The sequence below is a fragment of the Avibacterium sp. 21-595 genome (genome assembly GCF_023611905.1).
Lineage (GTDB): Bacteria > Pseudomonadota > Gammaproteobacteria > Enterobacterales > Pasteurellaceae > Avibacterium.
The window spans coordinates 1,693,126-1,708,923 of sequence record NZ_CP091455.1 but is presented as its reverse complement, the minus strand read 5'-3'; the positions used below and the strand labels follow the sequence as shown (position 1 = coordinate 1,708,923).

15 protein-coding genes are annotated in these 15,798 nt (G+C 40.4%); 4 read left to right on the top strand and 11 right to left on the bottom strand.

Features of this window, described 5'->3' with window-relative positions:
- Positions 1-87: 87 nt before the first annotated feature.
- Positions 88-645 (bottom strand): Crp/Fnr family transcriptional regulator, encoded by a 558-nt coding sequence (locus tag L4F92_RS07915; protein ID WP_442778842.1) that lies wholly within the window; start codon positions 643-645, stop codon positions 88-90.
- Between the two features lie 12 nt (positions 646-657).
- A complete protein-coding gene (locus tag L4F92_RS07910) occupies positions 658-1,461 on the bottom strand; it encodes a sulfite exporter TauE/SafE family protein (protein ID WP_250363331.1) in 804 nt (267 codons plus the stop codon).
- Positions 1,462-1,751: 290 nt separating this feature from the next.
- Between L4F92_RS07910 and L4F92_RS07905 the strand changes: the two genes are divergently transcribed.
- The gene (locus L4F92_RS07905) at positions 1,752-2,816 is read left to right on the top strand and encodes a porin (protein WP_250363330.1); all 1,065 of its coding nucleotides are present in this window, start codon (positions 1,752-1,754) and stop codon (positions 2,814-2,816) included.
- Between the two features lie 10 nt (positions 2,817-2,826).
- Positions 2,827-5,832, top strand: a complete 3,006-nt coding sequence (locus tag L4F92_RS07900) for a chondroitinase family polysaccharide lyase (protein ID WP_250363329.1) — start codon at positions 2,827-2,829, stop codon at positions 5,830-5,832.
- Between the two features lie 64 nt (positions 5,833-5,896).
- On the opposite strand, the gene L4F92_RS07895 is transcribed toward L4F92_RS07900, so the two are convergent.
- The 3 genes from L4F92_RS07895 to can form a co-directional block, all read right to left on the bottom strand.
- Positions 5,897-7,087, bottom strand: coding sequence for an amino acid aminotransferase (locus L4F92_RS07895; RefSeq protein WP_250363328.1), 1,191 nt, complete (start codon positions 7,085-7,087; stop codon positions 5,897-5,899).
- A 173-nt stretch (positions 7,088-7,260) separates the two neighbouring features.
- Positions 7,261-8,358, bottom strand: coding sequence for a 5-(carboxyamino)imidazole ribonucleotide synthase (purK, locus tag L4F92_RS07890; RefSeq protein WP_250363327.1), 1,098 nt, complete (start codon positions 8,356-8,358; stop codon positions 7,261-7,263).
- A 64-nt stretch (positions 8,359-8,422) separates the two neighbouring features.
- Positions 8,423-9,121: a carbonate dehydratase gene (gene can, locus L4F92_RS07885; RefSeq protein WP_250349824.1), complete on the bottom strand. Its 699-nt coding sequence runs from the start codon at positions 9,119-9,121 to the stop codon at positions 8,423-8,425.
- A gap of 256 nt (positions 9,122-9,377) precedes the next feature.
- On the opposite strand from can, the gene L4F92_RS07880 reads away from it, so the two are divergent.
- Both L4F92_RS07880 and L4F92_RS07875 read left to right on the top strand, forming a co-directional pair.
- Positions 9,378-9,560, top strand: coding sequence for a type II toxin-antitoxin system RelE family toxin (locus L4F92_RS07880; protein ID WP_250363326.1), 183 nt, complete (start codon positions 9,378-9,380; stop codon positions 9,558-9,560).
- Between the two features lie 52 nt (positions 9,561-9,612).
- Positions 9,613-9,960: a helix-turn-helix domain-containing protein gene (locus tag L4F92_RS07875; RefSeq protein ID WP_250363325.1), complete on the top strand. Its 348-nt coding sequence runs from the start codon at positions 9,613-9,615 to the stop codon at positions 9,958-9,960.
- Positions 9,961-10,045: 85 nt separating this feature from the next.
- Here the strand turns inward: L4F92_RS07875 and trpA are convergent, their stop codons facing one another.
- The 6 genes from trpA to L4F92_RS07845 all read right to left on the bottom strand — a co-directional run bounded on the left by trpA (position 10,046) and on the right by L4F92_RS07845 (position 15,791).
- A complete protein-coding gene (trpA, locus tag L4F92_RS07870; RefSeq protein WP_250363324.1) occupies positions 10,046-10,852 on the bottom strand; it encodes a tryptophan synthase subunit alpha in 807 nt (268 codons plus the stop codon).
- On the bottom strand, positions 10,852-12,048 hold the full coding sequence (gene trpB, locus L4F92_RS07865) for a tryptophan synthase subunit beta (RefSeq protein WP_250363323.1): 1,197 nt from the start codon (positions 12,046-12,048) through the stop codon (positions 10,852-10,854). Before trpB ends, trpA begins: the two co-directional genes overlap by 1 nt.
- A gap of 15 nt (positions 12,049-12,063) precedes the next feature.
- Positions 12,064-13,473 carry a bifunctional indole-3-glycerol-phosphate synthase TrpC/phosphoribosylanthranilate isomerase TrpF gene (gene trpCF, locus L4F92_RS07860; RefSeq protein WP_250363322.1) on the bottom strand — a complete coding sequence of 470 codons (1,410 nt, stop codon included), beginning with the start codon at positions 13,471-13,473 and terminating at the stop codon, positions 12,064-12,066.
- Between the two features lie 15 nt (positions 13,474-13,488).
- Positions 13,489-14,493, bottom strand: coding sequence for an anthranilate phosphoribosyltransferase (gene trpD, locus L4F92_RS07855; protein WP_250363321.1), 1,005 nt, complete (start codon positions 14,491-14,493; stop codon positions 13,489-13,491).
- 319 nt (positions 14,494-14,812) lie between these two features.
- Positions 14,813-15,199, bottom strand: a complete 387-nt coding sequence (locus L4F92_RS07850) for a tautomerase family protein (protein WP_250363320.1) — start codon at positions 15,197-15,199, stop codon at positions 14,813-14,815.
- Positions 15,200-15,209: 10 nt separating this feature from the next.
- The gene (locus tag L4F92_RS07845) at positions 15,210-15,791 is read right to left on the bottom strand and encodes an aminodeoxychorismate/anthranilate synthase component II (RefSeq protein WP_250349830.1); all 582 of its coding nucleotides are present in this window, start codon (positions 15,789-15,791) and stop codon (positions 15,210-15,212) included.
- Positions 15,792-15,798: the final 7 nt, after the last annotated feature.

The window sequence follows — 15,798 nt, the reverse complement described above, 5'->3', positions numbered from 1 at the left end:
ATAGACGCTGCCATTTTTATTGCGATGTCAGTTTAACAAGATAATCCAATGCGCTAAGTACAGGCTAAACCGTTGAGGAAAATGAAATTACGATAATAAATTTTTCTTTCTTAAATCACGGGTAATGCGAATAGCAGTTTCGGTTTCACAGCCTGCATACTCAGCGATTTCTCGGTGTGTCCAATGGTAATCAGGAAAGTTTTCTGTTAAGAAATAAATGCTGTCAATTACACGATCTAAACTTTTTAAATACGCACTTTTAGCAAGGCGATCTTCTGCATCACGCAGTTCATTTGAAAGAATTTGGAATAAAAAGCGAATGGTTTCTGGGTTTTCTAAAAAGAAGGAATCAATATGTTGTGGCGTGATTTTGATAATTTCTGCTTCCATTAATACTTTCGCCGTGCAATGGTATTTCTTATCACCAAATAGGGTACGAAATCCAAAATAATCCCCTGCTTTATAAATTCTCACTAAACTTTCTTTACCATTTTCAAGGGTATGATATAAGCCAATAAGCCCATTTTTTACACAATAAAACGAGTGGGCGGTTTCCCCTTGACGATAAAGCTGAGTGCCTTTGTCAACAGCAACCAAATGATTATATTGACAATTTTTAAAATTCATCGCTTTAAGCATTTTCATATCCTATATAATTTATCCTTGTATTACTCGCAATAGTAGCATATAGCAAGCAATAAAAAGTAAGATCATACTAAGCAATTTACGTGCGGTTTCCTCTTTGATAATGCCACGAAGTTTCATACTGATGAAACTCATAAAAAAAGCACTTAGCACGACAATGAGTACAATGGAGAAACTCACATAGCCAATCTGTAAGGAATGGGGGATAATCACTTCTGGGGTCTTGGTTAAATAGCCGTAAAGATTGCCAATGCCACCAATCACCATCATATAATTGGTATAAACCGCCACACTTTTAATGCTAACACTGGGCAACTGGCTAATTAGTGGCGACATAATTGAGCCACCACCGATCCCTGTAATCCCAGCAATTCCCCCACCTAGAAAGCAGAATAGGCTACCACGTAAGCGATCTTTTTTCTGTGCTTGTTGCTTTTTCTTATTGTTCGGATGCAAAAAGGTTTTTAATGCCAATACAATCAGCGTAATGACAAAGACCCCTATTATCAGGTTATCTGAAACATTAAAGCTGAGATGAAAGCCAAGTTGTACACCAATGATCATACTTAGTGACCAAAGGAGCAATTTTTTCTTATCAATCTCAATATTTAGCTTATAAAAGTAAAACAGATTAATTAACGCTGATCCCATTACGATAGTCAGTGAAGTGGCAGAAATCATTTGGATTGGCATATAAGGGAAAAGCGTATGTAAAATGGGTACCATCAACACCCCGCCACCAATACCAAAAATCGCTGACATCAGGTTAGTTAATATACCGCATAAAAGAAGAATAATGATCAAAGAAAAGGTCATAGTCTATCCTTATGATTTTTCCTTTATTATGAATAATCAAATTAATAATCCTTATGATCGGCATCATAAAAACAAATATCAAAACTCCGTTTTAATATTTTTGTGATCTTGATCTTGTTTTTAAAGTGCGGTGCTTTTCCCCTGTGAAATATTTGCCTATGATAAGGTTGAATGCTCAGTTTTAGTTATTTTTGTGTCGTATCTAACCAGCTTGAACATCGTAATGGCTCAGATTAATCGTTTTTGATTTGAGGTGTCTTTTCACAATAAATAATAAGGATAATTGTTATATGAAAAAATCACTTTCCCTTCTTGCACTTTCACTTATTGCCGCAACAAGTACAGCAAGTGCGGTAGAAATTTATAAAAAAGATGGCACTAGCGTACAGCTTAATGGGCAATTTAGACCAATGCTTGCGCATACCGAAGGGCAACGTTCAGATTTGCGTGATCGTGGCTCGCGTGTGGAGTTTATCTTTGCACAAGATATGACAGAAGAGATACGATTAATCGGTAAAACCAGAATTGTTTTTAATGGAAAAGATGCCAGTGGTAGCAATCATTCAGGTTTTGGTGATCCGCGTACTGCACAACTTTATCTTGGTATAGAACATAAAGCTGTAGGACGTTTATATTTAGGTCGTTTACCAACCAATGGCGATGCCATTATGTTAGGTGATTGGCAGTTAGGCGGAAGCGGACGTAATCCACTTACCGCAGAAGCCAATAAAGGCTTGCATTTCCGTTCTGTAGAATTAGCTGGGTTCCAATTTGGTTCGGATTATTTATTTGGTTCGGCTGAAAAAGGAGTGGATAACTCACCGAAGCATTTAAAAAATGGCTACGGGCTTGCATTATATTATACCAATAAATTGAATGACGACTGGCGATTACGCTTTAGAGCGGGTTACACTCGCGATAATTATGATAGTTATCAATTCTCTGCACCAGATAGCGCAGGAATAAATCAATCTTGGATTGAAAAAAATGTAAATCGTTCTGCGTGGCGTGTGGCGGCGGAAGTGAAATACCGTAATTTAGAAGTTGCTTATAACTATGGTGAATTAAAAGATCTACAACGTGCGAACTACCTTGATCATAATGCAGTAAAAGAAAAAAGACATTTCCTTGCAGCAAAATATTTCATCACACCAAAATTTGCTGGTTATAGCCAATTCCGTTATGAAAAACGGGGTGAAAATGTGAACCACGGTTACACCTTAGGGCTTGATTATCGTCCAATCAAAGACTTAATCACCTTTATTGAATTTGGACGTGATCGTAATATCAGTAACGTGAATGTGCATAATAAATATGTAAATCAATACTACACGGGTTTCCGTTTCTTATTCTAAGGGAGAGCCTATGAAAGCGAGCTTATTTCCAAAGCTAAGCCTATTAACTGCTTGTGTCATCACGGGCAGTGTGAATGCGGCGAATTATGCGTGGGATTTTTTTGAAAATGCACAGCCTCCAGCTTATTTAACCGTTACAAATGGGCAAGTTGCACCGAGTGCGTTGCATTACAAAGATGGGAAGCAGGCGTTGCATTGGCAGTTTGAGCCAAAAGGGCGCTTAGTGTTTTCACAAAATTTAGATTTTTCACAAAATGATGATATTTTACCGCAAACGTTTATGCTATGGCTTTATAATGAAAAAGCCATTAAACAGCCTCTTCACTTTAGTTTTGAACAACAAGGCAAGGTGAAAAAATCTTTTGATATTAATTTAGATTTTACAGGCTGGCGTGGTATTGCAGTACCATTTCGCGATATGCAAGGAGAAAAAGTTGCAAGTTTAGATAAATTAGTTATTCAAGCACCTAATCAAGCTGGAACACTATATTTGGATCAACTTTTATTCAATGTTCCTGTGGATAATCGTTACCCAATTCCTGATTATCAAGCCTCTTTTGTTAATCCTACTGCAAGTACGGCAGTGAATAAAAACTGGAATGGTTTGCTGTTGTATGATCAAATGTTAAGCAAAAATTACCCGCACTTTGATTTTAATAGAAGTCTGCATTCCGATCCGCAAAGCGAAAGCATTTACCAACGTTTTGAGCAAGTGTTAAATGTGTTTACGGATAAACCAAGTGTGGTGGATTTTTCACAAATTTTACAAAAATATCAATCTTTTAATATCAGTGAAAAAGATGGCGTCATTCAAGGTCCAATGCTTGATTTCCCAGCGCGACAGAAGTTTATGAAAAATGATCAAGTGTTTAGCAAGCAAGATCAAGATTTCTTACTTCGTTCTGTGTCAATGCGTGAGCTAGGTAAAGTGATGCTAGAAAGTGCAAAAGCCTTGCGTACAGGCAAACTGACAGAGGAACAACGCCAACAGCTGGAAGCCAAATTCTTGCTTGCCACCCGTTATTTATTTGATCAAGGTTTTGTGCGTGGTAGCAGTATCCAAATTGTTACCCATATGGGCTATCAAAACCGAGAACTTTTTGATGCGTGGTTCTTAATGCATGATTTACTTGAAAAGCAAGGATTGCTTGAACAAGCACAAGGCGCAATGGCGTGGTTTAGTGGAACAGGGCGTATTTTTGAGCCTGATGAACGTATTGTTGAAGCAAATGTGGATATTTTAAATACGCAACTCCAATGGATTATAAAAAGTATTTTACTGTTACCAAATGAACAGCAACGAACAGGCTTGTTAAAACAATTTTCCCATTGGTTGAGTACCACCATTTTACAATCAAAAGGGGTTGCCGGGGGATTTAAGCCGGATGGCTCAATTTTCCACCATTCACAACATTACACCGCATACGGAAAAGACGCCTTTGGTGGGCTAGCCCCTGTGGTTTATGCTATGAGTGATTCACCTTATGCACTTAATCAAGCAGCCCGAGAACGTCTAAATGATGTGTTATATAAAATGTGGGTTTATAGTAAAGATGGGCATATCCCAATTGTTATTAGTGGGCGCCACCCAACGGGAAAATTTTCTGTTGCTGCAGCACCATTTAAATGGTTTGCCTTAGCAGGTAATGAGAAAAATGGGGAAAAAATTAACCGCACTTTTGCAGGAATTTATGCGGCATTATCGCATAAGCCAACCTTTGAACAAGTTCCAGCCATTGCAGAACCCGTAGGGGCTTGGACGATGAATTATGCGTCAATGGTAATACAACGCCGTCATCAAGATGATCCAAGCTTGTCTTGGCTTGCTATTGCACGAGGATTTAGCCGTTATTTAGTAGGAAATGAATCTTACGAGAAAAACAATCGCTATGGACGTTATATGTCCTATGGTGCATTAGAAATTATCCCCCAACATTTTGATGATCGTGGTTATCGTTATGATGGTTGGGATTGGAACCGTTTCCCCGGCACAACAACCATTCATCTGTCTTATCCAGAGCTAAAAGCACAGTTGTTACAACTTCCTGCGGCGGGGCTTGAGGAAATGCTACTTTCCACAGAAACCTATGCAGGTGGAACAGATTTGCATAATAACAGTATGTATGCAATGAAACTGCGTGGACACAGTAAATATCAGCAAGACTCGCTATTTGCACGAAAATCTTATTTCCTATTTGATAACCAAATTATTGCATTAGGGACAGATATTCAGAATGATGATAAACAACATAGAACAGAAACCACCTTATTCCAGCATAGTGTGGCAGAACTTCAACCTGTTTTAGTCAATGGAAATGCTGTTTCGACATTAGGCACAAAACAAGATATTAAACAAGCTGTTACCTTTGCGGATCCTGCCGGTAATCGCTATTATGTGCCAGAAGGACAAAATGTTGTGTTTACTTATCAAGAGCAAGAATCTGTTGATGATCGTGATGACAAACCAACGAAAGGGAAATTTGCCACAGCGGTTATTGATCACGGTGTCGCCCCGAAAAATGGGCAATATGAATATGCCATTCTTGTTGCGGCTAAAAATGATCAAATGCCAGCTTATCAAAAATTATCGCAAACGAATAAACTGCACGCAGTTAAAGATAAGCATAGTGGACAAGAAGCCTATGCTTATTTTGAAGCAGAGCATAATGATGTAGGTGGGATTGTACTTGGAGCAGATCAGCCTGTTATGGTGATGGCACAACAGCAAGATCAATCACTTGATTTATCTATTGTGAATCCAGATCTCGCTTTCTATAAAGGGATTGAAGCGGATCAGGTTAAAGCGGGTAAACAAGCCGAAGTTAGTATTTATTCCCGTCAATGGCGTGAGAGCGCGTCTCAGACGCAAAATTCTACCTTAACGGTAAAAGGTAAATGGCAGCTTAAACAGGCTAGCCAGTGTGCAACGGCAACGGTGAAAGGGGAGACCACATTGATATCTACCCAAACCACAGATGCAACACCTTGCAAAGTGAGATTAGTCGCAGCGAAATAGCGCCTAAAAAACCATAAAAAAATACCGCACTTTTAAAGTGCGGTAATATTTCTTCAAATTTTGATTAAAGCACTTTTACAATACTTTCACAAAGGTAACGAATGTTATCTTCGGTAATACCTGCAACATTGATTCGCCCTGAACGCACAGCATAAATAGCAAATTCTTCTTTTAAACGATCGACTTGCTCTGGTGTTAAACCACTAAATGAGAACATACCGTTTTGTTGTTCAATAAAGCTGAAGTCTTGCTGTGCGCCGTATTCTTTTAATAATGCGACGAATTGGTGACGCATTTCTTTAATACGATGACGCATTTCTCCTAGCTCGGTTGTCCATTCTTCTCTTAATGCGGGATCGGCGAGTACGATCGCCACACTGGAAGCGCCATGCGAAGCTGGGTTAGAGTAGAGTGTGCGGATAATGGATTTCACTTGAGTCAATGCTGTTTTGGCGATTTCCGCGGTTTCGGCAACTAAGGTAAACGCACCAACACGCTCATTATATAAGCCGAAGTTTTTAGAATAAGAACTCGCAATTAATAATTCTTTGTGGTTCGCTGCGAAAGTGCGTAAACCAAAGGCATCTTCTTCTAAACCATTTGCTAGTCCTTGATAAGCGAAGTCAAATAGTGGTAACCAGCCATTTTTAGCAGACATTTCAGCCAGTTGTTGCCATTGTTCTGGGGTTGGATCGATACCTGTTGGGTTATGGCAGCAGCCGTGTAATAACACCACATCGCCTTCACTTGCATTGCTTAAATCAGCGATTAAATTCTCCCAGTCAAGGGCTTTGCGTTCTGCATCATAGTAACGATATTCGCGAATGGTTACGCCCACCGCATTAAAAATCGCATTATGGTTTGGCCAAGTAGGCGCGCTAATCCAAACATTTTGAGCTTTTGTTTGACGTTTAATAAATTCTGCGGCAATACGCAATGCTCCAGTTCCACCAAGGCTTTGCACAGTTTTAGCACGTCCTTGTTTTACAATTTCTGAATGTTCGCCGAACAAAACGCCTTGCGTACGCGCATTAAAATCAGCAACACCATCAATCGAAAGATAATTTTTGGTGGTTTCAGCCTCAAATAAACGTTGTTCGGCTGATTTCACCGCTTTCATAATGGGGGTGTTGCCTTTAGCATCTTTATAGACACCAATCCCTAAGTTGATTTTGTGAGTACGATCATCGGCTTTAAAGGCTTCACCTAAACCTAAAATAGGATCGGCTGGAGCAGCATTAATATGTTCAAACATCGTGATTATCCTTCTAATGTTGTGTTGAATTTGTGGTTAATAATATTATTTCTCTAAGAGAAGAAATCCTGTGTAACGTTATACTTGAGAATTCACCTTATTCGCAAGTATTTATTAGTACTAATTTGGCTTTCTGTCTAAGAAAGCCAATATTTTTTCAAAAAATGCGATGATTATTTAGATAATTTCAATTTGTCTTTTGCCCAAACTAAACCAGATTGATATTCTTGTGGCAGTATTTGCGAAAATTTATCCAGTAAATGCACTAGTTCTTGACGATCTGGATGAGCCAAATTGATATGCCCTAGCTTACGCCCTTCACGCACTTCTTTACCATACCAATGCAATTGACTAAATGGCATATTGAGCCATTGCGGATTATGCGTTGTGCCAATTAAATTAATCATCACTGCGGACATTGTGCTAGTCAGTTCTGGTGTTGGCAAATTGAGTAATGCTCGTAAATGAAGTTCAAATTGGCTGATTGCACAACCTAGTTGCGTCCAATGCCCACTGTTATGCACTCGGGGCGCAAGTTCATTAATGAGTAATTTATCGCCAATGACAAAACATTCCATTGCCATCACGCCGATATAATCTAGCTTGTGCATTATTTTTGCTAACATCGCTTCTGCTTGATTTTGTAATACAGCCTGTTGTGGCTGAGCGCTATCTGCAACGCTATAACGTAAAATACCGTTTTGTTGCAGATTGTGTGTAACCGGATAAAAACGGGTTGCGCCGTCTTTAAACCTTGCCCCCACTAGAGATATTTCACCATCAAAGGGAATAAATTTTTCCGCAATGACTTCGCCATATAAATCTTGAGTGATTTGCGCCTGATTTTCTTCGGTGATGATCCATTGACCACGTCCGTCATATCCCCCAGTACGGCGTTTGACCACAACTTTATCGCCAATTTGCTGCCAAATATCTTGCCATTGGGAGGCGGAATGAATGAGTGTCCAAGGGGAAGTAGGAAGATTGAGTTCATCAAGAAGCGATTTTTGCGAAAGGCGGTCGGCGAGTAAGCCAAAAACGGAACGATTAATAAACTGCGGATGATTGGCTAAGGTTTCTGTCAGAGGTGTGTTTTCCCATCGTTCAATTTCTGCGGTAATTAAGCAGCCTTCTTCCAGTTCAAACACGGGGGCATTGAAAGTCAATGGCACAACCTGAATATCTAAAGGCGCACCAGCATAGCGCAACATTCGTCCAAGTTGCCCATTACCTAACACATAAATAACAGGGTACAAAGCACTTTTTTGCATTATAAAATCCTTGATGATGTTGGTTAAAAAATAATGCCGCATAGAAAGTGCGGGGCATTTTTGCTTATTTTTCTATCTGTTCAGTCGGTGTTTCAGCGTTTTCTTGTTCATCTTCATTTTGTTTTAAAAGACGAGAAATCGCACTTAAATAAGAAATTTCCAGTGTTTCGCGGCTCGTTGCCATTACGCCTTGATCAATCAAATAGCCGTCATTCACATCATAAACCCAGCCGTGTAGGGAAAGTTTTTTCCCCCGTTTCCACGCCGATTGTACAATAGAAGAACGCCCAAGGTTGTAAACTTGTTCGGCAACGTTGAGTTTAGTTAGCATATCCGCACGTTTTTCTGGCGGCAGTTTACCCAATAAATGGCTATGTTTAAACCAAATATCACGAATATGTAATAACCAATTATTTATCAAGCCTAAATCCTGTTCTGACATCGCCGCTTTAATTCCACCGCAGTTGGTATGCCCACAAATGATAATATGTTCAATATCCAACACGTCCACTGCATATTGCACCACTGAAAGGCAGTTTAAATCGGTATGGATCACTTGGTTTGCCACATTACGATGGACAAACAGCTCACCGGGTCCAAGGTTGGTGAGCTTTTCCGCCGGCACACGACTATCAGAACAACCAATCCACAAATAACTTGGCTTTTGATGATCAGCAAGCTCACGAAAATAATCGGAATTTTCCTCTTTCATTCGTGTTGCCCAGCTATAATTATTGGCGAAAAGTTGCTCGATTTTTTTCATTGAAATACTCCAAAATTAATGGATGCACAGTATAACGAATAATAAGACAAGGGTAAATTAAACTATACGAGATAAACAACAGGTATGAGTTGCTGGGCTGAGGGGAAAAGTGCGGTGAAAAATTAACAAAAATTTCACCGCACTTTTTGAGGGCGGCCTAAATAAAAGTTGCCTTTGTGATAGATAGTTATAAATCTTCTTGATTTCTTATAAAATGGCTTATAAGATAAGTTTAAATCACTGATATTGCGTCTAAATGAAAACTTTAATTATCCAACCTAAAGCCTTAAAACAACTGCGTCGTATTCCCGAGCGTTCTGTTATTATTGATAAATGTGAGGAATTAAAGCAATTTCCTTTATGCACCAATGTAAAATCCTTAATTAATCATAAATATCCTTATCGCTTCCGTGTGGGGCGTTATCGGGTATTTTTCTAGTTGATTGGCGACGCATTAAGCGTGGTCTCTATTGAAGAGGTGAAAAAACGCGATGAACGCACTTACTAATATCCAATATATTAACGATGAGCAAGGCAACCCTGCTTTTGCGGTTGTGCCACTTGCAACCTTAGAATGGTTAAAAAGCAAAGCAGGCTTGAAAAATCCTCTTGATACTGGTGTCCCCTATGAGGTTGCTGCTCTTGCACTTAAACAGGATATTTCTGCCGTGCGGGCGTGGCGAGAATATTTGAATCTTACTCAAGCAGAGGTCGCAGCTCGCCTTGGGGTATCGCAATCAGCTTATTGCCAGTATGAAAATGCTACTCGCCTACGCAAAAGCACTAAGCAGAAAATTGCCAATGCGTTAAATCTTCATCTTGAGCAGTTGGATTTTTAATTCTCTTGGGAAAATTAAATGCAAAAGTGCGGTGAAAATTAACAAAAATTTCACCGCACTTTTATGTTTTGAATTGAAATTTAGCTTACAACGTGGCGTCTTTCATCGCTTTCACAAACTGAGCCAATTCGCTCAAGCATTTTTGATGATTATCTAGATTGCGTTCGATAATTTTGACTGTTGCAGAGCCTGAAATAGCCCCGGCTGCACCAAGTTGCAAGGCTTCTTTAACCTGTTGGGGGTGGGCGATGCCGAAACCTTGTAGGATTGATGGGGCTTGCTGAGCTTTAAGTTGTTCTACTAGGGTATCTAAATTTGTTGCATGGCTTTGGTTTTCTGCACTGGTTACGCCAGCGCGAGAAACTAAATAGGTGTAGCCTTCGCTATGTTGTGCTACGCCTTTAATGGTTGCTTCATCCGCATTTGGTGGGCAGATAAACACAGGTTGTATGCCGTGTTTTTTCGCAGCTCGGATATAAGGTTCAGCTGCAAGTAAAGGAATATCTGCCACAAGCACAGCATCCACGCCCACTTCGGCACAACGTTGATAGAAATGATCTAAGCCCTGTGCATAAATTAAATTTGCACATAATAATAAACTGATCGGAATTTCAGGATATTTCGTCCGCACTTTTGCCAGCAGCTCAAAACTTTCTGCCGTACTACAACCTGCATTTAAGGCACGATTGTTAGCCGCTTGAATGACGGGGCCGTCTAATAAGGGATCAGAAAAAGGAAAACCCAGTTCTAACGCATCTGCACCGTTATCGACAAGGGTACAAATAATCTCAAAAGAGCGTGCTAAATCGGGATCGCATAGCGTGACAAACGGCACGAATGCGCCTTCATTTTTAGTATTAAGTTGGGTGAATAAGGTTTCAAAACGGCTCATTACATTTTCCCCTTTTCAGTTAAGATTTTATCCACCGTGAAAATATCTTTATCCCCACGCCCTGATAAATTTACGACGATTAATTGTTCTTTGTTTGGATTTTGTTGGATTAATTTTAACGCATAAGCCAACGCGTGCGAGCTTTCCAACGCTGGGATAATACCTTCGTGTTTGGCGAGCGCTTGGAAGGCATCTAGGGCTTCATCGTCCGTAATACTTTCATATTCTGCACGTCCGATAGCGTGTAAATGGGCGTGTTGTGGCCCCACAGAAGGGAAGTCTAAGCCCGCAGAAATGCTGTAAGATTCTTCGATTTGTCCATCATCGGTTTGCATAATTGGCGATTTCATTCCGAAATAAATCCCCACTTTACCGTGGCGAAGTGGCGCGCCGTGTTGCCCAGTGGTAATGCCTTTGCCGGCAGGTTCAATGCCGATTAAACGCACTTGTGGTTGATCAATGAAATCAGCAAACATTCCAATGGCGTTAGACCCCCCGCCTACGGCAGCGATAATCACATCAGGTAAACGCCCTTCTTTTTCTAAAATTTGGCGTTTGGTTTCTTCGCCGATCATTTTTTGAAATTCACGCACGATAGTTGGGAAAGGGTGAGGCCCTGCTGCGGTACCAAGTAAATAATGTGTGGTTTCATAGTTGGCAGACCAATCGCGCATTGCTTCACAACAGGCATCTTTTAACGAGCAAGAGCCTTTTTCAACGGGGATAACTTCCGCCCCCATCAAACGCATACGAAACACATTTGGTGATTGACGCTCCACATCTTTTGCCCCCATATAAATACGGCAAGGCATATCCAGCATTGCACAAGCAAGGGCCGTGGCAACCCCGTGCTGACCAGCACCTGTTTCAGCAATGATGCGTGTTTTTCCCATTCGTTTAGCAAGTAAAATTTGCCCTAAAACTTGGTTAGTTTTGTGCGCACCACCGTGCAATAAATCCTCCCGTTTTAGGTAAAGTTTCGTTTTAGTACCTTTGGTGAGATTACGACACAGGGTCAATGCGGTAGGACGACCGGCATAGTTTTTCAGTAAATCTTGAAATTCTGCCTGAAATTCAGGATCGGCTTGCGCCGTTACAAAGGCGTGTTCCAGTTGTTTTAGCACAGGGACTAAAATTTCTGGCACATACATTCCGCCAAATTCACCAAAATAGGGGTTAAGCTGGGTTTCTGACATAATTTTTCCTTATGCTTAATAATCTAAAATTTGTTGAAATAATTGCGCGAGCTTGTGGGCGTCTTTCACACCCGCACTGCTTTCAGCGCCTGAATTAATATCTAAACCTAAGCAATGTTGCGATAGGGCAAGTGCGACATTTTCCAGATTAATGCCCCCTGCGAGCATTGCTTTATTTTTTATTTCAGTAGGAATGAGCGACCAATCAAAGGGTTGCCCTGTACCACCTTGTTGCTTGGCAAGTTGGCTATCGAGGACATAGCGATCAATATGTGAAATGGGTTCAATTTGTACTGCACTTTGTTTTTCTACTGGAATGGAAATGGCTTGCCAAATTTGGCATTCAGTAGGTAATTGCTGACGTAATTGTGCAATAAATTCTGCCTTTTCACTACCGTGTAACTGGACGGCAAAAAGCGTTAGCTGAGAAGCAATTTTTACAATAAAATCAATTTGTTGATTTTGGAATACACCGACAAAGCGCAATGGGGCTTGCGTCACAAGTTCTTGCGCTTGACGTAAAGACAATTTGCGTTTTGAGGTTTCAGCAAAAATCAATCCACCATATAAACCACCTTGTTGATACACGGCTTGAACATCTTGAGGGCGTGTTAGACCACAGACTTTATTTTCACCAAATATCACCGCCCTTACCGCATTGTTCAAATCATCACTTCCCATTAGGCTGCTGCCAATTAAAAAGCCATTAACATAAGGTTTTAATTGTTGAACTTGTTGATGAGAATAAATGCCTGATTCGCTAATGATGATGCGATCCGCTGGGATCTGGCGAGCAAGAGGCGGCGTGCGGTCAAGATCGACAGAAAGATCGTGTAAATCACGGTTGTTTATTCCGATAACTTTCGCCCCTAATGCAATAGCACGTTCTAATTCTTGCTGATTAGAGGTTTCTGTTAGCACCCCCATACCTAATTCGTGGGCTAATTCTGCTAGTTGTGTATAAGTTTCATCATCTAACACGGAAAGCATCAGTAAAATCGCGTCAGCTTGGTGATAGCGTGCAAGGTAAACTTGATATGGGCTAATCATAAAATCTTTGCACAGCACAGGTTGGGTAACCTGCTGACGAACTTGCTGAATATAAGCAAAATCCCCTTGAAAATATTTTTCATCCGTAAGCACGGAAATGGCTGCGGCATAATGTTTATATACTTGAGCAATTTCATCAAGGTTAAAGTCGGCACGAATTAAGCCCTTAGAAGGTGAGGCCTTTTTGCATTCTAAAATATAAGCCGGACGTTGATGCGTACCTTGTGCTAATGTTTGATAAAAAGAGCGGTCAGATTTTTCAAGTTTTTTTTCAAACGCTTGCAAAGGGAAGGCTTGCGATTTTGCCTCCACCCATTGCGCTTTATCTTGCACAATTTTTTGTAAAATCGTTGGAGTTTGGTTGTTAATGATCATTGTGTTTTCTCTTGATTATTCTACTGCACGCAATGCGATTAAGGTTTCAAACGCTTTTCCTGAGGCAAGCACAGCAAGCACTTTTTCAGCATTTTGTTTCAAATCTTCATAGCCGAATAATTTCATTAATAAGGCGGTATTCATTGCCACCGCTTGGGCGTGTTCTACTTTACCTTTGCCTTGTAAAAGTGAGGTCAAAAATTTTGCATTTTCTTCTGGCTCACCGCCACGCAGGCTTTCTAATGGTTGCGGCTCAAAACCAAAATCGTAAGGGCTTAGGCTATAACGTTCAATTTTTCCATCACGAATTTCTGCCACTTCTGTTTTGCCGTGGATGGCGACTTCATCTAAACCCGCACCGTGTACTACAATGCTGTGTTTATGCCCTAAACGCACAGCCGTTTCTGCATAAGGTGCAATCAATTCAGGGGAATATACACCTAATAATTGATGTTTTGGGCGAGCAGGGTTACATAATGGGCCTAAAATATTAAAAATAGTACGTGTTTTTAATGCTTGGCGAACAGGTACAGCGTGTTTGAAACCCGGGTGATATTGTTGTGCGAATAAAAAGCAAATGCCAATTTCATCAAGGGCTTGGCGTGCTTGTTCCGCACTAATATTAATATTGACCCCTAATGCACTGAGAACATCACTTGCCCCAGTTTTACTGGATACGCTACGATTGCCGTGCTTGGCCACTTTCAAACCACAAGCTGCCCCCGCAATGGCAGACGCTGTGGAGATATTAATAGTGTTTGCGCCATCGCCACCAGTGCCAACAATATCGGCAAACACATAATCAGGCGTTGGGAAATGGTTGGCATTAGCGAGGACGGCATTGACCGCACCGCTGATTTCTTCTGCACTTTCTCCACGCAATTTTAGCGCAATGAGTGCGGCTGCTAGCTGTTCGTTATTTAACTCACCTTGCAAAATGGCATTAAATAGCTGTTCTGCTTGCGCTTGGGATAAAGATTGTTTATCAAAAAGTTGGTTAAGAAGTTGTTCGGTTTGCATAGGGTATTCCTTTCAATTCTGTTAATTTTATTTTTAAATTTTAATCGTGTATATCTATTTTAGGTTTTCGCCCTAAAGGCGACCTACTTTTCTTTGCTTGTGCAAAGCAAAGTAGGCAAAAGAAAGCACACCCAGCAGTCTTGTTTTTCCTCATTCCAACTAAATTTTTCGGGCGGCGAAAAAAAAGATTTTGTTCCGTTTCACTACACAAAATTACAATTTTTTTCGCCTAAAAATTTAGCTTCCATTCGGACAAGACTGAAGGGAACCCGAAGGTGCTTTGTTTAATATTTCATAATAACTAAAATACAAAGTTTGGCTAACGATGAATGCTGTAACTGAGATCTTTTGCTTCATCACCTGTCATTCCACGAAATCCCCAGCAGTGAGCTGGCTGCTCTTTTATGGTGATCTCGACATCTATGGGAGAAAGGTTGAGTTTATTTTCTAATTCACAAAAAAGCATTTTAATTAATCGTTTTTTAGTAAATTCAGTTCTGCCTTGCATAAGATTAATTTCAATGGCGGTGAAATCTTGACTACGTCCGCTAGGTAGATACAAATTTTCTGCTTCTGTCCCTTGGAAATAAATAAAATGTTTACCCGTTGGAATATCCATTTCAAGATTCAAGCAAGCATAAATAATTTCTGCAAGCTGTGCCTTGCGTGAATTTAGGCGATCTTTTAATCCATAAACAATAATCATCGTGTTATCCTTAATGACGATTAAGCAACCAATTTATTGCGTTTTCTAGCAATTTTCCTCCTTGCACGGTAAGAATGCTTTCTGGGTGGAATTGGAAACCGCAAATGGGTAGCGTTTTGTGACGGATTGCCATAACAATGCCGTTATACTCAGCGTTTACAATAAATTCATCGGGCAAATTTTCTCCCATTAGGGAATGATAGCGTGCCACTGGCATTGGGTTATTTAACCCCGCAAACATTGCTTGTCCATCGTGTTGAATATTGGAAACTTTGCCGTGCAGCACTTCGCCAGAATGAACCACATCACCGCCAAATGCTTCGATTAACGCTTGATGACCTAAACAAATGCCAATCATTGGCACGTTGCCTTTAAGACGTTTAATAAGTGGCAGTAAAATGCCCGCTTCTTGCGGGTTACCCGGCCCGGGAGAAAGAGCAAGGATACTATTTGGCTTTAGTGCCATTTTTTCTACCAGCGCAATATTGCAGTCATTACGATAAATTTGCACTTGATGTCCAAGCGTTCTAAATTGATCCACAAGGTTATAAGTAAAGGAATCAAAATTATCTAAAAATATAATATTTGCCATAGAGTTT